The organism is Vicinamibacterales bacterium, from assembly GCA_041659285.1.
In the GTDB taxonomy this organism is placed as follows: Bacteria; Acidobacteriota; Vicinamibacteria; order Vicinamibacterales; family UBA2999; genus 12-FULL-67-14b.
In genome coordinates, this window is record JBAZYO010000005.1 from 176,805 (window position 1) to 196,347 (window position 19,543).

16 protein-coding genes are annotated in these 19,543 nt (G+C 66.6%); 9 read left to right on the forward strand and 7 right to left on the reverse strand.

Annotated elements, in window-relative coordinates:
* Positions 1-26 precede the first annotated feature (26 nt).
* Together WC815_09870 and WC815_09875 are read left to right on the forward strand one after the other, a co-directional pair.
* Positions 27-1,472 carry a DUF1800 domain-containing protein gene (locus WC815_09870; GenBank protein MFA5909070.1) on the forward strand — a complete coding sequence of 482 codons (1,446 nt, stop codon included), beginning with the start codon at positions 27-29 and terminating at the stop codon, positions 1,470-1,472.
* Positions 1,473-1,521: 49 nt separating this feature from the next.
* Positions 1,522-2,781, forward strand: a complete 1,260-nt coding sequence (locus tag WC815_09875) for a DUF1501 domain-containing protein (protein MFA5909071.1) — start codon at positions 1,522-1,524, stop codon at positions 2,779-2,781.
* 2 nt (positions 2,782-2,783) lie between these two features.
* Here WC815_09875 and WC815_09880 read toward each other — a convergent pair whose 3' ends face one another.
* The gene (locus WC815_09880) at positions 2,784-3,452 is read right to left on the reverse strand and encodes a lipid-binding SYLF domain-containing protein (protein ID MFA5909072.1); all 669 of its coding nucleotides are present in this window, start codon (positions 3,450-3,452) and stop codon (positions 2,784-2,786) included.
* Positions 3,453-3,545: 93 nt separating this feature from the next.
* A complete protein-coding gene (locus WC815_09885) occupies positions 3,546-4,442 on the reverse strand; it encodes a TIGR01777 family oxidoreductase (protein MFA5909073.1) in 897 nt (298 codons plus the stop codon).
* Positions 4,443-4,584: 142 nt separating this feature from the next.
* Between WC815_09885 and WC815_09890 the strand changes: the two genes are divergently transcribed.
* The 7 genes from WC815_09890 to WC815_09920 all read left to right on the forward strand — a co-directional run bounded on the left by WC815_09890 (position 4,585) and on the right by WC815_09920 (position 11,841).
* Positions 4,585-5,208: a TetR/AcrR family transcriptional regulator gene (locus tag WC815_09890; protein MFA5909074.1), complete on the forward strand. Its 624-nt coding sequence runs from the start codon at positions 4,585-4,587 to the stop codon at positions 5,206-5,208.
* 72 nt (positions 5,209-5,280) lie between these two features.
* Positions 5,281-6,288 carry an efflux RND transporter periplasmic adaptor subunit gene (locus WC815_09895; GenBank protein MFA5909075.1) on the forward strand — a complete coding sequence of 336 codons (1,008 nt, stop codon included), beginning with the start codon at positions 5,281-5,283 and terminating at the stop codon, positions 6,286-6,288.
* A gap of 31 nt (positions 6,289-6,319) precedes the next feature.
* Entirely contained in the window at positions 6,320-7,258 is a 939-nt protein-coding gene (locus WC815_09900; GenBank protein MFA5909076.1) for an ABC transporter ATP-binding protein, read from the forward strand.
* On the forward strand, positions 7,255-8,574 hold the full coding sequence (locus WC815_09905; GenBank protein MFA5909077.1) for a TolC family protein: 1,320 nt from the start codon (positions 7,255-7,257) through the stop codon (positions 8,572-8,574). The genes WC815_09900 and WC815_09905 overlap by 4 nt, the downstream gene beginning before the upstream one ends.
* On the forward strand, positions 8,571-9,605 hold the full coding sequence (locus tag WC815_09910) for an ABC transporter ATP-binding protein (GenBank protein MFA5909078.1): 1,035 nt from the start codon (positions 8,571-8,573) through the stop codon (positions 9,603-9,605). The genes WC815_09905 and WC815_09910 overlap by 4 nt, the downstream gene beginning before the upstream one ends.
* Positions 9,605-10,726: an ABC transporter permease gene (locus WC815_09915; GenBank protein MFA5909079.1), complete on the forward strand. Its 1,122-nt coding sequence runs from the start codon at positions 9,605-9,607 to the stop codon at positions 10,724-10,726. The genes WC815_09910 and WC815_09915 overlap by 1 nt, the downstream gene beginning before the upstream one ends.
* Positions 10,723-11,841: an ABC transporter permease gene (locus tag WC815_09920; GenBank protein ID MFA5909080.1), complete on the forward strand. Its 1,119-nt coding sequence runs from the start codon at positions 10,723-10,725 to the stop codon at positions 11,839-11,841. Before WC815_09915 ends, WC815_09920 begins: the two co-directional genes overlap by 4 nt.
* 107 nt (positions 11,842-11,948) lie before the next feature.
* Here the strand turns inward: WC815_09920 and WC815_09925 are convergent, their stop codons facing one another.
* From WC815_09925 to WC815_09945, 5 genes are all read right to left on the reverse strand, one after another.
* Positions 11,949-13,250 carry an MFS transporter gene (locus WC815_09925; GenBank protein ID MFA5909081.1) on the reverse strand — a complete coding sequence of 434 codons (1,302 nt, stop codon included), beginning with the start codon at positions 13,248-13,250 and terminating at the stop codon, positions 11,949-11,951.
* Between the two features lie 131 nt (positions 13,251-13,381).
* Positions 13,382-14,062, reverse strand: coding sequence for a DUF4097 family beta strand repeat-containing protein (locus tag WC815_09930; GenBank protein ID MFA5909082.1), 681 nt, complete (start codon positions 14,060-14,062; stop codon positions 13,382-13,384).
* A gap of 80 nt (positions 14,063-14,142) precedes the next feature.
* Positions 14,143-15,783, reverse strand: a complete 1,641-nt coding sequence (locus WC815_09935; GenBank protein ID MFA5909083.1) for a hypothetical protein — start codon at positions 15,781-15,783, stop codon at positions 14,143-14,145.
* 52 nt (positions 15,784-15,835) lie between these two features.
* Positions 15,836-19,099 (reverse strand): TonB-dependent receptor, encoded by a 3,264-nt coding sequence (locus WC815_09940; GenBank protein MFA5909084.1) that lies wholly within the window; start codon positions 19,097-19,099, stop codon positions 15,836-15,838.
* 64 nt (positions 19,100-19,163) lie between these two features.
* Positions 19,164-19,541 carry a hypothetical protein gene (locus WC815_09945; protein ID MFA5909085.1) on the reverse strand — a complete coding sequence of 126 codons (378 nt, stop codon included), beginning with the start codon at positions 19,539-19,541 and terminating at the stop codon, positions 19,164-19,166.
* Positions 19,542-19,543 lie beyond the last annotated feature (2 nt).

Genomic DNA, 19,543 nt, shown 5'->3' on the forward strand with positions numbered 1-19,543 from the left:
CCGCCGAGATATTGTAGGCACACCAAATGCTCGAACACATCCTGCGTCGCATGGGGTTTGGCGCCAATCCTGCGGAACTCGCCGCCTGGGCGGGCGTCCCCATCGATACGGTGATCGATCGCCTCCTGAACTACGAGTCGGCGACGACCGATCATGACTCGAAGATCGGGCGGCCGGAGTACGTGGGCATCACCACGTCCTCCGGTAATCCGTTTTCCCCAAACACATTGATCAACGATGCGCGGCAGCGCTGGCTGTTTCGCATGATCCACTCGCAGCGCCCGCTCGAAGAGAAGATGGCGCTGTTCTGGCACAACCACTTCGCGACCGCGTATTCCAAGCTCGCGGGCGCGGTGGGCCAGGAGCGCGCGACGCGGTTGATGGACAACGATCCGTCGAGCCTCGAAGGCAGTCAGGCCGGCCAAATCCAGGTGCTGCGCCAGTACGCCACCGGCAGCTTCCCCGGCATGCTGATGGCCATGGCGAAACACCCGGCCATGGTGTATTGGCTGGACAGCCAGCTGAACACGCGGACCCGGCCCCAGGAAAACTTCGGCCGCGAGATCATGGAGCTGTTCAGCCTGGGCATCGGCAACTACACGGAGCAGGACGTGTATGCCGCGGCCCGCGTCTTCACCGGCTTCAACTGGCAGCTCGTCGGCGACCGCGCCAGCACGACGGCCAGCTACTACACGTTCCTCTACCGGGCGGCCGACCACGACACCAACGCCAAGACCTTCACCTTTGCCATCTACCCGGACGGCGGCAAGACGATACCGGCGCGCGCGGCGGCGGCAGGGGAACAGGATGCCCTGGATTTGATCCTCGCCCTGGCCCGCCATCCCGCGACCGCGCGACGGCTGGCCACCAGGCTCTACAAGTTCTTTGTCAACGAGACGTCCGAGCCCGACGCGGCCCTGGTCAACGCCATGGCCAACGCCTACCTGGGGAACAACTACAACATCAAGGCGGTGTTGCGGACGTTGTTCCAGTCGTCGCAGTTCCGCGATCCCGCCAACTTCTTCCAGCGCTACTCGTGGCCGATCGAATACGTGGTGCGCGCGATCAAGGAAACCGGCTGGGCCGGGTTCACCGTCAACAGCGCCATGAACCCGCTGAGCAACATGGGCCAGCAGCTCTACGAGCCGCCCGACGTCAACGGTTGGGAAACCGGTCCCGGCTGGATTTCCACTTCGTCGATGCTGTCGCGAATGAACTTCTCGGCCGCGCTCGCGCAGAACCAGCGCTTCAACCTGGCGCGCGACGCGCAGCCCTACCGGCAGTCGCCGGATCGCGTCCTCGAATACATGCTCGCGCGCTTCCCGACCATCGGGTTCACCTCGACCGCCACCGTGGCGATGTCGGAGTACCTCCGGTCTACCGCGTGGACCGGCACCGACGCGCAGCTGCAGCAGAGGGTTCCCGGGCTCACGCGCCTGATCGTCGGGTCCGGCGAGTATCAGTTCAACTAAGGCCGCAGATGACGCAGATGACGCAGAGAACGGGAAACTAGGGGACGACATGTCTTTCTCACGACGACAGTTCGTCAAGGGCGGCGTCACCGCGTTCACCTTCGGGTTCGCGGCACCACAGGCGATTTGCGACATCGCCTTCGCGCAAGGGTCCGCGGCCCGCAACCTCGTGGTGGTGTACCTCAGCGGCGGCAACGACTCGCTGAGCACGATCATCCCGTATCGTGATCCGAACTACACCACCCGGCGGCCGACCATTGCGATTCCGGCCGCAGACGTGCTGCAGATCGGCGCCGACGCCTCTGGCGTCGAATTGGGCTTGCACCCGCGATTGACCGGGCTCAAGTCCATATTTGACGCCGGCCGCCTGGCGGTGATCCAGCGCACCGGCTACGCCAACCAGAGCCGCTCGCACTTTACCGGCTTCGACATCTGGGGAACGGCGAACGTCACGAACACGTCCGGCACCGGATGGCTGGGCCGCTATCTGGACCTGACGCCGCCGCCCGTGAATCCGCTGGTGGCTTGGAACACCCAGCGTGAGACACCGCGGCCGCTGATGGCGCGGCTCGTGGGCGTGCCGGCCATCACCAGTCCAGCCACCTACGCGTTCTCGGGCGCCAACTCAGGCGCCGAGGCCACCTACGAGCGCACGGCGCAGACACGCATCTCGTCGCACATCCCCGTCGATCGTCCGCACCTCGCGTTTGTGAACTCGACGACGCAGGCGGCGCTGAGCACGCTGGACCGGGTCGCCACCGTGGCCACCTATCGGCCGGCCAACACCTATCCGACCAACGGCTTCGGCCAGGCGCTGACCGCGGTCGCCGGCGCCATGAACAAGCAGATCGGCACCAAGGTGTTCTGGGTGCAGACCGGCGGCTTCGACACGCATGCCTCGCAAGGCGTGAACCAGGGCTCGTATTTCAACCTGATGGCGACGCTCAACGACGGCCTCAAGGCCTTCTACGACGACCTGAGCGCGCAGGGCCTGTTGAGCAGCACGCTGGTGCTGGTGTATTCGGAATTCGGCCGGCGCATCACCGAGAACGGCAGCCAGGGCACCGACCACGGCGCCGGCGCCAACATGATGGTGCTCGGCGGCGGCGTGCGCGGCGGCCTCTACGGCACGGCGCCGAACCTGAGCACCGACCCGGCCAACCCGACGCTCGAGAACAACGCCGGCGACGTCAAGTACGAGACGGACTTCCGATCGGTCTACGCAAAGATCCTGGACAGCTGGCTGGGATCGAACTCGGTCACGATCCTCGGCGGCGATTACCGGGCGGGCGCGCCGAACATCCTCTGATGTCATTTCGCGTACTTGGCCAACGCATCCCGCCACGCGGGCACCGGCTCAGGTGCTCCAGTCTTCCCTTCGAACACGATCTGTCCCGTCCGGTAGGCGGTGCCGTAGAACCGCTCGTTCGCATCGCGGTCCTGTCGAATCGTTGAACCGTTCAGCGTCACGCCGGCGAACAATCCGCGCGCACGCGAGTAGCTGAGGATCTGCGCCCGCATCTGGATGTCGGTGGACGCGCTGGCCTCCCGGCCGAGGGGTCCCGCCGCCACCGAGGCGTCGGCGCCGACCTTGAACTGGTTCTTCACCAACTGCTCGAGGCCGCGCTGGTTGTTCACCACCAGGATGAGGTCGATGGCCTGGGCGCCGAATTGCGCGCCGATGCTGCCGCCGGTGATGGTGAGAAACGCCGGCGCCGACCAGCCGCCGGTCTTCTTGTCGCGGACGCTGAGAATGCCGTGCCCGCGCTGGCCGCCGACGACGATGCCGCCCTTGATCAGCGAGGGGAACACGGCGATGCCTTCCGCCTTCTCCATGATGGCGCGCGGCACCGCCTTGTCGCCCGCCGACATGATCTCGTCGAGGACGATGGTGGCGTCGGTGATGCGCTTGACCTCATCGGAGGTTTGCGCGGCGAGCGTGGTGAGCGAGAGCGCGACGATGGCGAGAGCTGTTCTCATGATTTGATCCTACTGCGCAGGGGTCAGACCCCTCGTTGACGGGTAGAGCGGAGTCAGACCCCTCCTGTATCGGACCGGGTCAGGCCCCTGCGGCTAAAGCCCCAGGCTTCGCAGCGCCGGCTCGAGCGCGCGAAACACGAAGCGAAACCCCATTTCCTCCGCGGCGGCCGGCACCACCCGCTGCCCGGTCAGCAGCATGCTCGCCATTTCGCCGAGGGCTATGTTCAAGACGACGGCGGGCGCCTGAAAGACGGCGGGCCGCCTGATGACGCGCGCCAGCGTCCGCGTGAAATCGCGGTTGGTGACCGGCGCCGGCGCCGTGGCGTTGAACGCACCCATGGCCCGGTCCGCGGTGGCGAGCCAGGCGACCATCGCCACCCAGTCATCGACGTGGATCCACGGCATGTACTGGTCGCCTGGTCCCAGCGTGGCGCCGAGCCCGAGCTTGAAGGGCACGATCATCTTCTTGAGCGCGCCGCCGCTTTTGCCGAGCACCATGCCGGTGCGGAGGAGGACGAGGCGCGTGTTGGCGGGGACCGCGCTCGCCTCATGCTCCCAGTCCACGCACAACTGGGCGAGAAAATCCGGCCCGGGCGGCGTGCGTTCGGTCACCGGCTCAGCGCCGCGGGCGCCGTAGTAGCCGACGGCCGATCCGCTGATCAGCGTCTTTGGCGGGCGCGCGCACGCGGCCATGGCGCGAACAATGGTGCGCGTGGCGTGGAGCCGGCTGTTGCGCAGTTCGGCCTTGCGCGCGGTGGACCAGCGTTTGGCGGCGATGCCTTCGCCGGCGAGGTTGATGACGACGTCGGCGCCTTCGAGGTGCGCGGCCAGTTGGCCGGGGGAGCCGCCTGGTGGCCAGGGGATGTCGCCTGGCTGGTGGTCCGGGCGTGGCGATCGCGTGAGGTTGAGCACACGGTGCCCCTCGCGCTCGAGATGCGCCCGCAGCCTGGTGCCGAGAAAACCTGAACCGCCCGCGACAACGATAGTCATGCGCTGCACTGATTGTATGGAGGGATGAACCTGGTCAGCTCGCCAAATCAAGGATGAGCTGGAAACTGGCGGATTTCGTCACTTTGAAACCAATCTCTTGACAGAGGGTCCATGGCCGTCATTAACTAACCAGTTAGTTTACATGAAGGCTCGAACCAAGACCCGGCCAGACACCCGCAACGCCATCTTTCAGGCGGCCGCCACGGCCTTTTCATCGCGGGGCTTCGACGGCGTCGGCGTGGACGACATCGCCAGGCAGGCCAAGGTCAACAAGGCGATGATCTACTACCACTTCGCCGACAAACTGGCGCTCTACCGCGCGGTCGTCGCCGACATGCTCAACACCGTGGCGGCCAGCGCCGTCGCGATCGCCGAATCCGGGCAGTCGCCATCCGACAAGCTCAATCAGTTCATCGAGAACTTCGTGCGCCTCGCCGACCAGCGCCCGTGGTTCCCCACGCTGATGCTGCGCGAGATCGCGGAGGGCGCGCCGCACCTCGACCTCGACACGCTGGCCGCGATGAAAGGCGTGTTCGCGGCGTTCGGTCGCATCCTCGCCGAGGGCGCTGCCGCCGGCACGTTCCGCCCGGTGCATCCGATCCTGGCCTACACCTCGATCGTCGGACCACTGCTGATGAACGCCGCGCGCGAGCGCATGGCGGCGCAACCGGGCCGATCGCAGTTGCCAATGTTCGTTGACGTCTCTCACGCTGACCTGATCGCGCACAGCCAGTTGACGGCGCAGCGCATGCTCCGACAGGGATGACGCCGAGATCACACCAGGGCCGCAGATGACACAGAGATCACACCAGGGCCGCAGATGACACAGATTACGCAGATGACGACGATCACACGACTAACCCTGATCCCGATCCTGACGCTTGCCATCGGCTGCGCGGAGCAAGCGCCGACCGATCGCATTCGCGTGTCGGGACACGTCGAAGCCACGGAAGTGCGGCTGGCGCCCGATGCGGGCGGGCGCGTCCTCACGCTCACGGTGAAGGAAGGCGACCGCGTGCAGGTGGGGCAGACCGTGCTGACGCTCGACACCCGCGACGTCGCGCTCGCCATCGATCGCGCGAAGGCGGAGCAGGCCGCGGCCGACGCGCAGCTTCGCCTCGTGCAGGCGGCGGCGCGGCCCGAGGACGTGCGGCAGGCGGAGTCCCAAATCGTCACCGCCCGAGCCGACCAATCCGCCGCGACCTCGGAACTCGCGGCCTCGGCACAGGACCTCGACCGGTTCGACAGCCTGCTCAAGGCCAACTCGGGCTCGCGCAAGCAGCGAGACGATGCGGCGACGCGCAGGGATGTGGCGCGCGACCGCGTCGCGGCGGCACAGAGCCGCGTGCGCACCGCCGAAGAAGTGCTCGCGCGCGTGCGCGCCGGCGCCAGGCGCGAAGAAGTGGACGCCGCGCGGGCGCGGTTGAACGTGGTCGGCGCGCAGATCGCCGCCCTGGAGAAGACCCTGGGCGACGCCACGCTCACGGCGCCGGTCGGCGGACTCGTCACCGAGAAACTGGTGGAAGTCGGGGAGGTCATCGCGCCTCGCGCCCCGGCCATTGTGGTCGTCGACCTCGATCACGCGTGGGCCGACGTGTTCGTGCCGGAGCCGGTGGTCCCCCAGCTGCGCATCAGCCAGCCCGCCATGGTGTTCACCGACGCCGGCGGCCCGGGCATTGCCGGCACCATCACCTACATCTCACCGAAGGCCGAGTTCACGCCGCGCAACGTGCAGACGGCCGAAGAGCGCTCGAAGCTGGTGTACCGCATCCGCATCTCGGTGGACAACAAGGACGGCGTGCTGAAGCAGGGAATGCCGGTCGAGGCGGAAATAGTGCTTCGCTAGTAACCAAGGTGCCTAGGGTGCCAACACAACCATGAACATGGCCATCGAGTTCGCCAACGTCAGCAAGCGCTACGGCGCCGTGGAAGCGCTGCGCGGCGTGTCGTTCAGCGTTGGGCGGGGCGAGATGTTCGGGCTGATTGGGCCCGACGGCGCCGGCAAGACCACCGCCATTCGCGCGATGTGCGGCCTGCTGCACGTGGACGCCGGCCAGATCCGCGTGCTGGGCAAGGATCCGGTCAAGGATCACCGCGCCATCACCGGAACGGTCGGCTACTTCTCGCAGCGCTTCAGCCTGTACGGTGACCTCAGCATCGACGAGAACATCGCGTTCTTTGCGGAGATCCATGGCGTGACCGACTACCGCGCGCGGAGGGACCGCCTGCTTGAGATGACCCAGCTGACGCCGTTTCGCGGGCGGCTGGCGGATCAACTCTCCGGCGGCATGAAGCAGAAGCTCGCGTTGGCGTGCACCCTCGTTCACGAGCCGCAGGTCATCCTGCTGGACGAGCCGACTACCGGGGTTGACCCCGTGTCGCGCCGGGAATTCTGGAAGCTGCTCTCGCAGTTTCTCGCGCAAGGGATCACCATCCTCATGTCCACCCCCTATCTGGACGAGGCCGAGCGTTGCAGCCGCATCGTGCTGCTGCACGAGGGCCGGGTGCTGGCACTGGACGAGCCGGGTGCCCTCAGGTCGAGCCTGCCCGGCACGCTGCTCGAGGTGCTGGTGGCGTCGCCGGCGGAGGCCCTGGTGAAGCTGAAGGGCCCGGGCGGCGTGAAGCACGCCCAGGTGTTCGGCGACCGCCTGCACGTGTGGAGCGACCGCGACACCCCGGCCGGCGCCGAGGCCGACCTTGCGGTGATCGCCAGCCGCACCAACGTCCACCCGGACGGCGTCCGCGCCATCGTCCCCTCGCTCGAAGACGTCTTCATCGCGAAACTCGATTCTTCAAGAGAGACCGCCGCATCATGACGCGCACCCTTTCCGCATTCGTGCTCCTGACCCTGTTGCCGCTGCCGCTCCTCGCGCAGCCCGCGCCGATTCGGCTGACGCTCGCCGACGCGATTGCCCGCGGCTTCGAGACCAGCCATCGGCTGGCCGAAGGCCGCGCCCGCGAGCAGGGGGCGCAGGCCGCGGTGCGGGGCGCGCAGGCGGCGGACCGGCCGATCGTGTCGGCCTCGGCCGGCTACTCGCGCACCAATCACGTGCCGGAGTTCGCGTTCGTCCAGGGCAGCGTGCGCCAGGTCGTGTATCCGGACATACCCGACAACGTGGTGTCGCGGATGTCGTTCCAGTGGCCGATCTACACCTCGGGACGCGTGGACGCGCTCGAGCGTGCGGCCGCCGCGGAGGCCCAGGCGATTGCCGCCGACATCGACACCACCCGCGCCGACCTGCGGCTGGAGATCGTGCGCGCCTACTGGGCGGCGGCGACAGCCCGCGAAGCGGTGCGGGTGCTCGAGGAATCCACCGCCCGCGCCGACGCACAGCTGCGCGATGCCCGCCAGCGCTTCGACGTCGGCCTGGTTCCGCCCAACGAAGTGTCGAGCCTCGAGGCGCAGCGGTCACGGGAGCAGGCGCAGTTGATCGAGGCCAGCAACATCCGCGAATCGACGCTGATCGACCTGAGGCGGCTCGCCGGCGTGGATCCAGAGACCGTCGTCGAGCTGGCGGACACGCTCGATGCGGGTGCATCAGGTGCATCGGGTGCAATAGGTGCGCTGGTAACGGAAGCGTTCGCGCAGCGGCCCGAGCGTAAAGCGTTGGCGCTGCGGCTTGGCGGCGTTGAAGCGCGGCAGCAGGCGGCCATGACCGGCAACAAGCCCGTCGTCGCGTTCGGCGGCGGCGTGGACTACGCGAGCCCGAACCAGCGCATCTTCCCGCGCAAGGGCGAGTGGCAGGAGTCCTGGGATGTGTCGGTGAACGTCAACTGGCCGTTCTTCGATTCCGGCCGCACCAAGGCGCAGGTGGCCGAGGCCGCGGCCGCGGCCGCCGCCACGCGGGAGCGCATTGCGGAGTTTGATTCGGTGGTGTCCGCCGACATCCGTCAGCGGCTGCTCGACCTGGACTCCAGCCAGGCCATGGTCAAGGCGGCGTCGGACGCCGTCCGCAGCGCGGCGGAGGCGCGGCGAGTCGTCGGCGATCGGTTCGCCGCCGGCGTGGCCACCAGCACCGACGTGATCGTGGCGCAGGTGGCGATGCTCGAAACCGAGCTGGCGCGGACGCGCGCGCTGGCCGGCGTGCGGCTGGCCGAAGCGCGGCTGCATCGCGTGCTGGGGCGGCCATGACGGCGGACAAGGTCCGGCTAAAGCCGGACGCCACATTGCAGAAGCCGGACGCGACATCAGACACGCCAGAACATGTGGCGTCCGGCTTTAGCCGGACCGAGGATCTCGCCATCGACGTGCGCGGCCTGACGCGCAAGTTCGGCGACTTCGTCGCCGTGAACGATCTGTCGTTCTCGGTGAAGCAGGGCGAGATCTTCGGCTTTCTCGGCGCCAATGGCGCCGGCAAGTCCACCACCATCCGCATGCTGTGCGGGCTGCTCAAGCCGACCAGCGGCACGGCGTTGGTGGGCGGCGTGGACGTGAGCCGCGACCCCGAGGCGGTGAAGCGGCGCATCGGCTACATGTCGCAGCGGTTCTCGCTCTACGAGCCGCTGACCGTGGACCAGAACATCCGCTTCTTTGGCGGCATCTACGGGCTGTCGGGAGAGCGCTTCGCGGCGCGGCGCAAGTTCGTGCTGGCAATGGCCGGGCTCGACGGCCGCGAGAACACGCTCACCAGGGACCTGCCCGGCGGCTGGCGCCAGCGCCTCGCGCTGGGGTGCGCCATCCTGCACGAGCCAAAGATCGTGTTTCTCGACGAGCCGACCGGCGGTGTCGACCCGCTGTCGCGGCGGCGCTTCTGGGACCTGATCGGCAGCCTCTCGTCGAATGGCGTGACCGTGCTCGTCACCACGCACTACCTGGACGAGGCCGAGCACTGCCATCGCCTGGCGATCATCCACGCCGGCAAGCTGGCGGCCATGGGCACGGCGAACGAACTGAAGCAGGTCTTCACCTCCCGGCCCATCCTGGAGATCCAGGCGGCGCATCCGGTCGCGGCCATGGACGCGCTCGATCGCCTCGACAGCGTCGAGAAGACGAGCCTGTTCGGCACTGCCGTTCACGCCGTGATGCGCAGCGCGCAGACCTCGCCGGCCATGCTGGCCGCCGCCCTGGCCGGCGCCGGCGTGGACGTGCGCGGGATCGATCCGGTGTCGCCGTCGCTCGAAGACGTCTTTCTCGACGTGGTCGAGCGCGTGGGAGCCGCGTGATGGGCAAGATCCTGGCCGTGGGCTCGAAGGAGATGCGCCAGATCGTCCGCGATCGGCGGACGCTGCTCATCCTGCTGTTCATCCCCGCGTTCTTCCTGCTGCTCTACGGTTACGCCCTCAACTTCGACATCCGCGATGTCCGCCTCGCCGTCCAGGACCGCGACCGCAGCACGCAGAGCCGCAAGTTGGTGTCGGCGTTCGTCAACTCGGGGTACTTCAAGCTCGTGGGCTACGAAGACTCGGACGCGGCACTGGCGGGCCTGGTCGATGAAGGAAGAGTGCGCGCGATCCTGTCGATCCCCTCCGGCTTCGAGCACGACCTCACGCTCAAGCGCCCGGTCACGGTGCAGGTGGTGATCGACGGCGACAACGCCAATACCGCGTCGACGGTGTCAGGCTACGCGCGCACACTGATCGCCGAGTTCGGTGCGGTGCAGATGACCACCCGGAGCCCGGTTCCCGGATCCCGGCTCCCGGCCGTCCGCGTGGAACCCCGCATCTGGTACAACCCGCAGCTGCGCAGCGCGCTGTTCCTCGTGCCCGGCCTGATCGCCTACATCGCGATGATCACCGCCGTGGTGTCGACGGCGCTCTCGGTGGTCCGCGAGAAGGAGCGCGGCACCATGGAGCAGGTGCGGATGTCGCCGGTGGGGCCGGTCTCGTACATCCTCGGCAAGGCGCTGCCTTACCTGGCCATCTCGTTCACCTCGGCGATCATCATCGTGCTGTCGGCCATGGTCCTCTTTGACCTGCCGATGCGCGGCTCCTGGCTGCTCCTGTGCTTCTCCCTTCTCCTCTACCTCGTCGGCGCGCAGGCGCAGGGTCTGTTGATCTCGACGATCGCCGACACGCAACAGGTCGCCTTTCAGCTGGCGCTGCTGTCGTCGATGCTGCCGACGATGATCCTGTCGGGGTTCATTTTTCCGATCTCGAGCATGCCGCCGGTGGTGCAGGCCATCACGCACATCGTGCCGGCGCGTTACTTTCTGGTCGCGTTGCGCGCCATCGTGCTGAAGGGCGCCGACATCACGGCGTTCTGGCAGGACCTGGCGGCGTTGGCGATCTTCGCCACCGTGGCCATGGGGCTGGCGTCGCTGCGCCTGAGACGGGAGTGGGCATGAGGCGCGTGCTCCACTTGATGCGGAAGGAGATGCTGGAGCTCAAGATGGATCCGCGCCTGTTCAGCGTGGTCATCATGGCGCCGATCATCCAGTTGACGGTGCTCGGCTACGCCGCCACCACCGACGTCAAAGACGTGCCGATCGTGATCGTGGACGCCGACCGCTCGACCGAGAGCCGCGCCCTGATCCACCGTTTCGAGTCGTCTGCCAACTTCAAGATTGTCGGCATGCCGGGTTCGACCACCGAGATCGATCCCTATCTCGATCGCGGCGAGGCGTGGATGGCGCTGAACATACCCGCCAACTTCGGACAGGCGATGTCGTCCGGGCGGGCCAGCACGCTGCAGGTGGTGGCCGATGGCACGGACTCCAACTCCACCACCGTGGCGCTGGGCTACGCGCAGACGCTGATTGGCGGCTACGCGCAGGACGTGATCGCGGCGGCGGCGCCGGGTCTCCCCGTGGCGGCGCCGGTCAGCGCCGAGATCCGCGTCTGGTTCAACCCGCGGCTCGAAAGCCGCGACTTCATGATCCCCGGCATTGTCGCCCTGCTGTTGCTGGTGGTGACCACCAACCTGTCGGCGATGGCGATTGTCCGCGAGAAGGAGCTCGGCACGCTGGAGCAGTTGAGCGTCACGCCCCTCGCGCGCTGGGAGCTGATTGCCGGCAAGCTCCTGCCCTACGCCCTGATCGGCATCATCGACGTCGTCCTGGTGCTGGTGGTGGCGATCTACTGGTTCGAGGTGCCGATGCGCGGCAGCATCCCGCTGCTGTTCGGGATGTGCCTGATCTACCTGATGTCCACGCTCGGCCTCGGGTTGTTCGTGTCGTCGGTCTCGAACACCCAGCAGCAGGCGATGATGACGACCATCTTCTTTTTCCTGATGCCGATGATCTACCTGTCAGGGTTCGTCTTCCCGATCGAGAACATGCCGGAGTGGATCCAGCCGTTCACCTACCTGATTCCGTTGCGCTACTTCCTGGTGATTGTCCGGGGGATCTTCCTCAAGGGGGTCGGGATGGAAGTGCTCTGGCCGCAGGCGCTCGCCCTCTTCACCTGGGGAGCGACGGTCCTCGCACTCGCCACGCTCCGCTCGTCGAAACGGCTCGGATGATTTGGGGACCTTGCGATCTCGTGATCGGGTGATCTGGGACTCGAAATCTGAAGATCGCTGGATCTAGAGATCTGGATTCCAAATCACCACATCACCAAATCACCAGATCACGAAATCATCTGAGCCGCCCGAATCCCCTCGTCCTCGTCGACCAGGCTCAGTACCCAGGCTCCGGCGACGAAGAAGCCGAGGATGGCGATGATTGCGGCGTGACTGCTGCCGGTGATCGTCACGCTCAGCGTGAACACCAGCGGACCGAGCACGGTGGCGAACCTCTCCGCCACCGCGAAGAACCCGAAGAACTCTGCCGTGCGGTCCGCCGGCACCATGCGCGAGAACAGGGCGCGGCTGAGCGCCTGCGCCCCGCCCTGCACCGTGGCGATCATCCCCGCCAGGATGAAGAAGTGCGTGACGGTGGTCATGAAGTAGGCGAGCACGGTGGCCAGCGCGTAGACCGAGATGGCGATGAAGATGGCGCGCTTGGTGCCGATGCGGACGCCGAGCGACCCGAACAGGAACGAGAACGGGATGCCGAGAAACTGGACCATCACGAAGGCGGCAATCTGCGCCGTCTGCTCGACGCCGACCTCGGCGCCGTAGACCCCGGCCATCCGGATGATGGTCTGGATGCCGTCCTGGTAGAGCAGCATCGCGATGAACAGCAGGAACGCGTTCCGGTACTTCCGCACCTCGTGGAAGGTGGTGGCGAGCCTCGCAAAGGCCGCGACAATCGCGATCCCCGACTCCCCGTCGTGCTTGGCTCGAGTCTTGGGCTCTGGAACCTTCCTGAAGATGGGCAGCGAGAACACCGCCCACCACACGGCGACCGAGAAGAACGACGCCTTGATGGCAGGCACGGTGCCCGAGAACCCGAACCAGGCCGGCTGCAGGATCCACGCGAGGTTGATCAGCAGCAACACCCCGCCGCCGATGTAGCCCATGGCATAGCCGGCCGCCGACACGCGGTCGGTCTCCGCCGGCTTCGCCACGTGCGGCAACAGCGAATCGTAGAAAACGATCGATCCGGAGACGCCGAGGTTGGCGATGAAGAACAGCACCGACGCCAGGCCGATGTCGCCTTCGCCGATGAACACCATCGAGGCGCACGCCGACACGCCAACGGCGGTGCACCCGGCCAGCAGTTTCTTCTTGGCGCCGGTGTAATCGGCAAACGCGCCCAGGACGGGTGCCGAGATCGCGACCGTGGCCATCGACAGCGTGGTGACCAGCCCGAAGCGCGCGGTGGCCTCCGCCGGTGCGAGGCCGGCGGCGGCATAGGTGGCGTAGAAGCCGGGGAAGACGGCGGTGACGACGGTGGTGAAGAAGGCGGAGTTGGCCCAGTCGTACCACGCCCAGGCGCGCTGCTCAGGCGTGACCAGGCCCACGCGGGCCATTAACCGGGCGAACATCCGGGCACATCATAGCCGGATCAGGGATCAGCAGGACGCTCTTGGAGAAAGCCGTTGAGATGAGCTCATGAAGCGCACCGTAAGCGGTGCCGTTTTCTCCAAGAGCGTCCTGCTGATCCCCGATCCCAGACCTACTTGCGAATCGAGACGTCGCCGCTGAAGGTCTTCAGCCTGAAGTCGCCGTTGCCGCCGCCGTTGAGGGCGCCGCGGAAGTTGCGGCGGCTGCTGTTGCTGAGCGTGACCGGCAGGTCGCTCTCGAAGGTGCCGCTGAAGCTGTTGAAGTCGATGTTGCCGCGCGCGCCGTCGGGCAGGCGCAGGCGCACGCCGCCACTGAACGTCTTGATGTCGAGGTCGTGGTCGGCCCACTCGGTGGCCTCCACCGTGACGCTGGAGCTGAAGCCGTCGATGTCCTGGTTGGCGTTGACACCGATCACGGTGACGGGCGCGCTGAAGGTCTTGATCTCGAGCCGCGTGCGGGACGGCACCTGGATGTCGAAGTCGGTTTCGACCACGTTGTCATTGCGGCGCTCCACCAGGCGGTGATTGGCGTCCACCTCGATGGTGTTGCCGCTCTGCGTGATCTCGAGCTTGATGTCGTCGAGCCGGTCCTGCTTGGCGCGGCGCACGGCCTTGATCACGACTTGGTCACCGGACACGCCGGTGATGCGGACGCGGCCGGAGAAGGTCTTCAGCCGCAGCGTGCCGCCCGGCTGAAGGGTGAGGGTCTTCTCGACGTTCTCGGTGTTGGTCTGGGCCGCGACCGGAGCCGCCAGGGCCAGGGCGAATAACAGGGCGAAAGTGGTCTTGAGCATATGTCCTCGGTGGAAATAGACGAGAGCCATCCCCCAAGGGTTGCCACAGGAGGCGTTTCTTCCACCCTTCTGATCTCCTGTTATTTTTTGCGGGCGACGGCCAGTTCCGGCAGGTCTTTATCCGCCGTGGCCCACGCTTTCAGCCCCAGACCGAACTCGCGGCGGGCGGTGGGGAGGTTGTCGTCGTGCTGGGCCACCAGGGCCAGGGCGTAGTGGCTGCCGAAGTAGGCAGGGTCGTGTTCGACCATAAGCTGCGCCATTCGTCCCGCCAGCTCCCAATCGCCGACCGCCCTCGCCGATCGCGCCAGGGCCTCGAGCCGGAACAGCGACTGGCTCCACGCGTCGGGCCCGGGCAGCGAGCGCCATTTCTGCGCCGCGCTCTCCATGCCCTTGCGGCCCTGCTCGCGCTGCGCCGTCCGCAGCCGGAACTCGCCCTGCAGCGCCTCGAGGGTGATGAAGACCAGCGCCTGCCCATCCGGCGCGCTCTTGAAGGCGCGGAGCGCCGCGTTCGAGGCGGTGGCGGCATCCCCCGGGCGGCTGGTCGCCAGGTAGACGAACCCGGCCTCGATGTGGCCGGCCGCCTGGACGATGGGGTGCGGGTGGCCGATGAGGACCTTCGCGGCTTCCAGCGCCTCCGCGGGGCGATTGCGCGCCAGCAGGTAGGCGGGCCACTCGCGCTTGTTCACCACCTGCGTGAGCAGGTTCGACGGCAGCGAAAACGACTGTTTCAACAGCGCCTCGGCCTTCTTCATCTGCCCGAGGTACTGGTAGGTGGCGGCCAGCAGATCGAGATTGTGCTGATGGTGCCAGTCGAGATCGGCGCTGACCTTCTCGCGCGCGAAATACTCGCGCTGCAGCTTGTCGGCGGCCTCGAACTGCGCCACCGCTTCCACCGGCCTTCCAGCCCGGCGGAGCTCGTGTCCATGCATGTGGCGCGCGTGCGGCACCTCCGCCGCCTGCGCCGCATAAGCCGCGGCCTGCGCGAGCGACTCGTTGATGCGGCCGCTGTTCTCGTAGGCGTGCGCCAGGTAATGCTGCGCGCCGAAGTGGTTCGGCGACACCTTGAGCGCCCGCTCGAAGAACGGGATCGACGCCGTCACCGAACCCTGTCCGCGATCCGCGGGATCGGGTGACTCCGCAATCCCGCGCTTCAGGATCAACTCCGCGTCGTTTGGGAGCGCGGCGATCGCGGAATCGAGCGCCTTTCGATAGGCCGCCAGCTTCGCCGTGTCGCGCGGGGCGTCTTCGGCGGCCATCTGCAGCGCCCGCGTCTCGATGTGTTGCCGCTCGTGCCCGGTGGCCTTCGGGATCAGCGCCCTCGCCCGCTCGATCGCCTGCTTGGCTTCGGTGGGCTTATTGACTTCGATGTAGGCGTAGCTGAGGCCGACGTGGGCCAGCGCGAGCCCGGGGTCGCTGCGCAGCGCCTGGTGAAACGATCGCGCCGCTTCGATCCAGACGAACGAATGCAGATAGGCCAGGCCCTGGTCGTAGAAGGCCTGGGCCTCGGTGGACTGCGTGGACACCGCGTCGTGCGCCCGCCCGATGCCAGTCCGCAGCGGGACCGCGCGCTCCAGCAGCGCTTGCGGGACCACCGGGATGGCGTGCGCCGCATGCTGCGCCGCCGGCGAGGTGAGAAGTGGGAAGGACGAGGTGAGAAGGACAACCAGAAAGACAAAGAGCGGGAAGCCCTGGACGATGTGCCTGGACTTCCCGCTCTTCACGACGTCGATTCTACGACTTCTTGCGTCGATCTTCTAACTGCCGCTGAGGCGATTAGAAGCTAATCTGCCCCCCGAGCTTGAAGAAGCGGCTCTGCAGGACGTTGGTCGGACGCTGCCACGTGCCCGTGGCCGCCGTCGAGTAGGCGGCGTTGATGGTGAACGGCCAGCTGCTGTTGAAGACGTTGTAGAGGTCGAAGTCCACGCGCAGCCGCGCCTTGCCGACGTTGAAGCGCTTGGCGAGGCGGAGGTCGAGCTGATTGAGGTTGTGCTCACCGTACTCGAGACCCTCGCGCATCAACTGGACGGTGCGCGATGCCACGCCGGTCCAGTTGCGGCCGATCTGGGGGTTGGCCACCGCGTTGATGACACCCCAGCTCGCGCCCACGCTTGGACCGGCGCCGCCGTTCTGCACGCCCCGCGAATGCTGGAACGTGCCGGCAAGTTGGATGTCGAGCGGCAGCGTGTAGGAACCCGACACCTTGGCGTCCGGCCGGTAGCCGTACTCGCGGTGGCACCCGGTGGAGCCATCCTCGTAGATCTCGGTCCCCTGGGCGGCAGCGCCGACCACGGCATCAAGGCCGGCCGCCAGCAGGTTGCAGTTGTCGAACGTGCGCGCCGTAGCGGCGATGCCGCCGCGCAGGAACGCGCCGTTGCGGAAGCGGGCTTCGAGGTTGAGGTCGAAACCCTGGTAGAGGTTGGTCTCGCCGCCGAAGTCGTCCGAGAACCGGATCAAGCTGTTGGCCGGCAGGTTCTGGGCGAACACCGCGGGCTTCAGGTCCTTCACGCCGCACACCTGGTAGCCGCCGCCGCCCGGGAGGTCGGGATCCACGGGCGCCTTGATGCAGAACGTGTCGTAGCTGCTCTCGTCGTAGCGGAGGTCGTCCACGAACGTCGCGTTGCCGAACGTGCGGCGGTAGTAACCGCCGTTCACCGACACGCGATCCGCCAGCTGGTGCTGCATCGCGAAAGTGATTTCGTTGTTGTAGCCGCGCTTGCCCCATCCATCGAGCAGGTCGGGCGAGTACTGAGTGGTGGGAACGGTGAGCCGGCCGAAGGTCGGCGTCGCTGCGGAGTTGGTCAGCTCTCCGAACTGGATGTTGCCGGCGTTATCGAGCGGCAGGCCGTTGCCGTCGAGGTCGCGCCACGCCCGGGTGTCGGTGCCGGTGAGCGCGCCGATCGGGTTCACCTGGTTTGCGAAGGCGATTGCCTGGCCCGCCACGTAGCGCGCCCAGCTGGCCTTGATCGCCGTGCGGCCGTTGCCGAACACGTCCATGGCGACGCCGACGCGCGGCGAGATGTCCTTCCAGTTCTGCACCGTGCCGGTGCACAGTTCGCCCGGATCGACCTTGCCGTCCGAGCACTCGCCGAACGTGGCGCCGCCGCTCAGCCGGCTGGCCAGCACCGAGCTCTCGCGCGATTCGCCGATGAACTGGTCGAAGCGGATGCCCAGGTTCAACGTGATCCGGCCGATCGACCAGCGGTCCTGCGCGTAGATGCCGAGGTCGCGATTGATGCCGTTGTTGCGGTCGGACGGCAGCCGGAGCGTCACCGACACCGGCACGCCGGCGTTGTAGGTGATCGGCTGCATGTCGCCGGTCCACCGGGTGAGCAGCTTCCAGTCGCCGTTGCTGAAGGTGCCGCCGAGGCGGAAGCTGTGCGCGCCGGCCACGTACGACGCCGCACCCGAGAACGTGCGGAGCACCGAATAGTGGTCCGCCGGGTTCGGCCAGGCATTGGCCTGGCGGCCGTTCGACTGATCGACGACGTTGTAGACCCGTGCGGCCATGATCGCGTCGTCACTCCACACCTTGTCTTCGGAGCCGGTGACGCTGGGCTGGTACAGCTCGGTGTAATTCTGGTTGTAGACGCCGAAGCCGGCCTCGAACAACAGCTTGTTGGTGTGGGTCCTCGTCCACTTGGCCACGCCCACGTAGCTGGTCGGCGTTACCTGGACGCCGGCCGCCTCGGGCGGAATGGTCGAGGCGATGCCCCAGTGGTTGCGGTACTTCCGCTGGTTGTCGAAATAGCCCGAGAACTTGTCGTTGCTGCTCGCCTGCCACGAAACGCGGCCCGCGTTGCTGACGATGTGGCCATCGTCGATGCCAGGCTTGCTGGTGTCGGCCACATAGCGGAAGGGCGAGGGGTCGGCGTCGAAGTAGGAGTCGGCCTTGGTCTTCGATGAGCCCCAGTGCCTGAACGTGTAGTTGAACCAGATCTTGTTGCGGAGGATCGGACCGCCGATCGAGGGATTGACGTCCCAGATCTTCTGGATCGCGTCCACGTTGGTAAGCGTGTTGTTGGCGTTGAAGGTCTTGCTGCCGCTCAGGTTCGAGCGGGTGCACGGCTGGCCGATGCCCGGCGATCCGCAATTGTCGGAGGTGAAGTCTTTGCCGGCGTAGTTCGCGATGATCGAGCCGCGGAACGAGTTGCCGCCGTCCTTCGGCACCATGTTGACGCGCATGCCGCCCTGGCCGACTTCGGCCGAGTCGGCGCCGGTCACGTAGCTGAACTCCTCGAAGCTCGAGTCGTTCCAGTAAACGCCGCTATACGCGCCCTGGGCGCACAGGTTGTTGAGGCGGATGCCGTCGATGGTCTGCACCGTGTCGCCGGAGCCGCGGTACTGGAGGGGCGACTGCTGCAGGTTGCCCGAACCGCCGACGTCGCGCGACAGCGCGCCGCCGCCGCCCTGGGCAATGGTCGTGCCCGGGATCATGATGCCCACGGCCTGGATGTTGCGGCCGGTCGGCAGCGCCTCGCGGACTTCCGCCGTCATCACCACGCGCTGCGTGATGCTCTGCGTGTCAACGATGGGGGATTCGCCGGTCACGGTGAGGGTTTCCTCGAGCGCGCCGACCTTCAGGTCGACGTTGATGGTGGCCGTGAAGTCCGACGTCAGCACGACGCCTGCGCGCACCACGGTGCCGAAACCCGGGAGCGAGTAGGTGACGGTGTAGGTGCCGGGCCGGAGGGCGAGAATCGAGTAGGTGCCCGACCCGCTGGTGACCGTGGAGCGGGTCTTTTCAATCAGCACCGGACTCGCGGCTTCCACGGTGACACCCGGAAGCACGCCACCCGACGCGTCCTTCACGGTGCCTGAAATGGTACTGGTTTGCGCCGATGCGACGATCGGCGTGAGAAGAAGACAGAGAACTACAGAAATCCGAACCGTGAGCGCACGCATCACAAGACCTCCACGAAGTTGCAAGCCCAACCGCCCACGGCGCGTGGGTGACACCATTTCAAACAAGCGACCGAAGCGACGAACCAAACGAATTGAATTACCGTTCCAAAGTAAAGTCCGCGTAAACCGCATCATTAGGCAGCAGGCCGCCCCAAAGTGTCAATGGCGGCCTGACTGACCGATCGTTCTGATTTCGGAGCTATTTCTTGGTCGCAGTGAAGGTGCCGTTCACCTGGCCGGCGATGTCCAGCGTGCCCTTCATCGTGTTCTTTTCGACCGTTCCGTCGTAGGTAACAGGCGCCATCTGGCCCTGCATGTCGATGCTGAACGTGAAGTGAATGGCGTTGCCCTTCACGGTTCCCGTCAGATCGGCGGCGCCCAACTGGCCGTTGTACTTGCCGGTGAGCTTTTCGCCTTCCTGCTTGAAGGTGATGGTGGGCGTGCCGCCGCCCTGATCGGTGGTGACGTTGAAGTTCCAGTCGCCGGTGACGTTGGTCGCCTGGGCGAGCACCTGTGCGGAAGCGAGCAATCCGATCACGAATACGACCGCGCTGACCTTGTGAAAAATCGACTTCATCT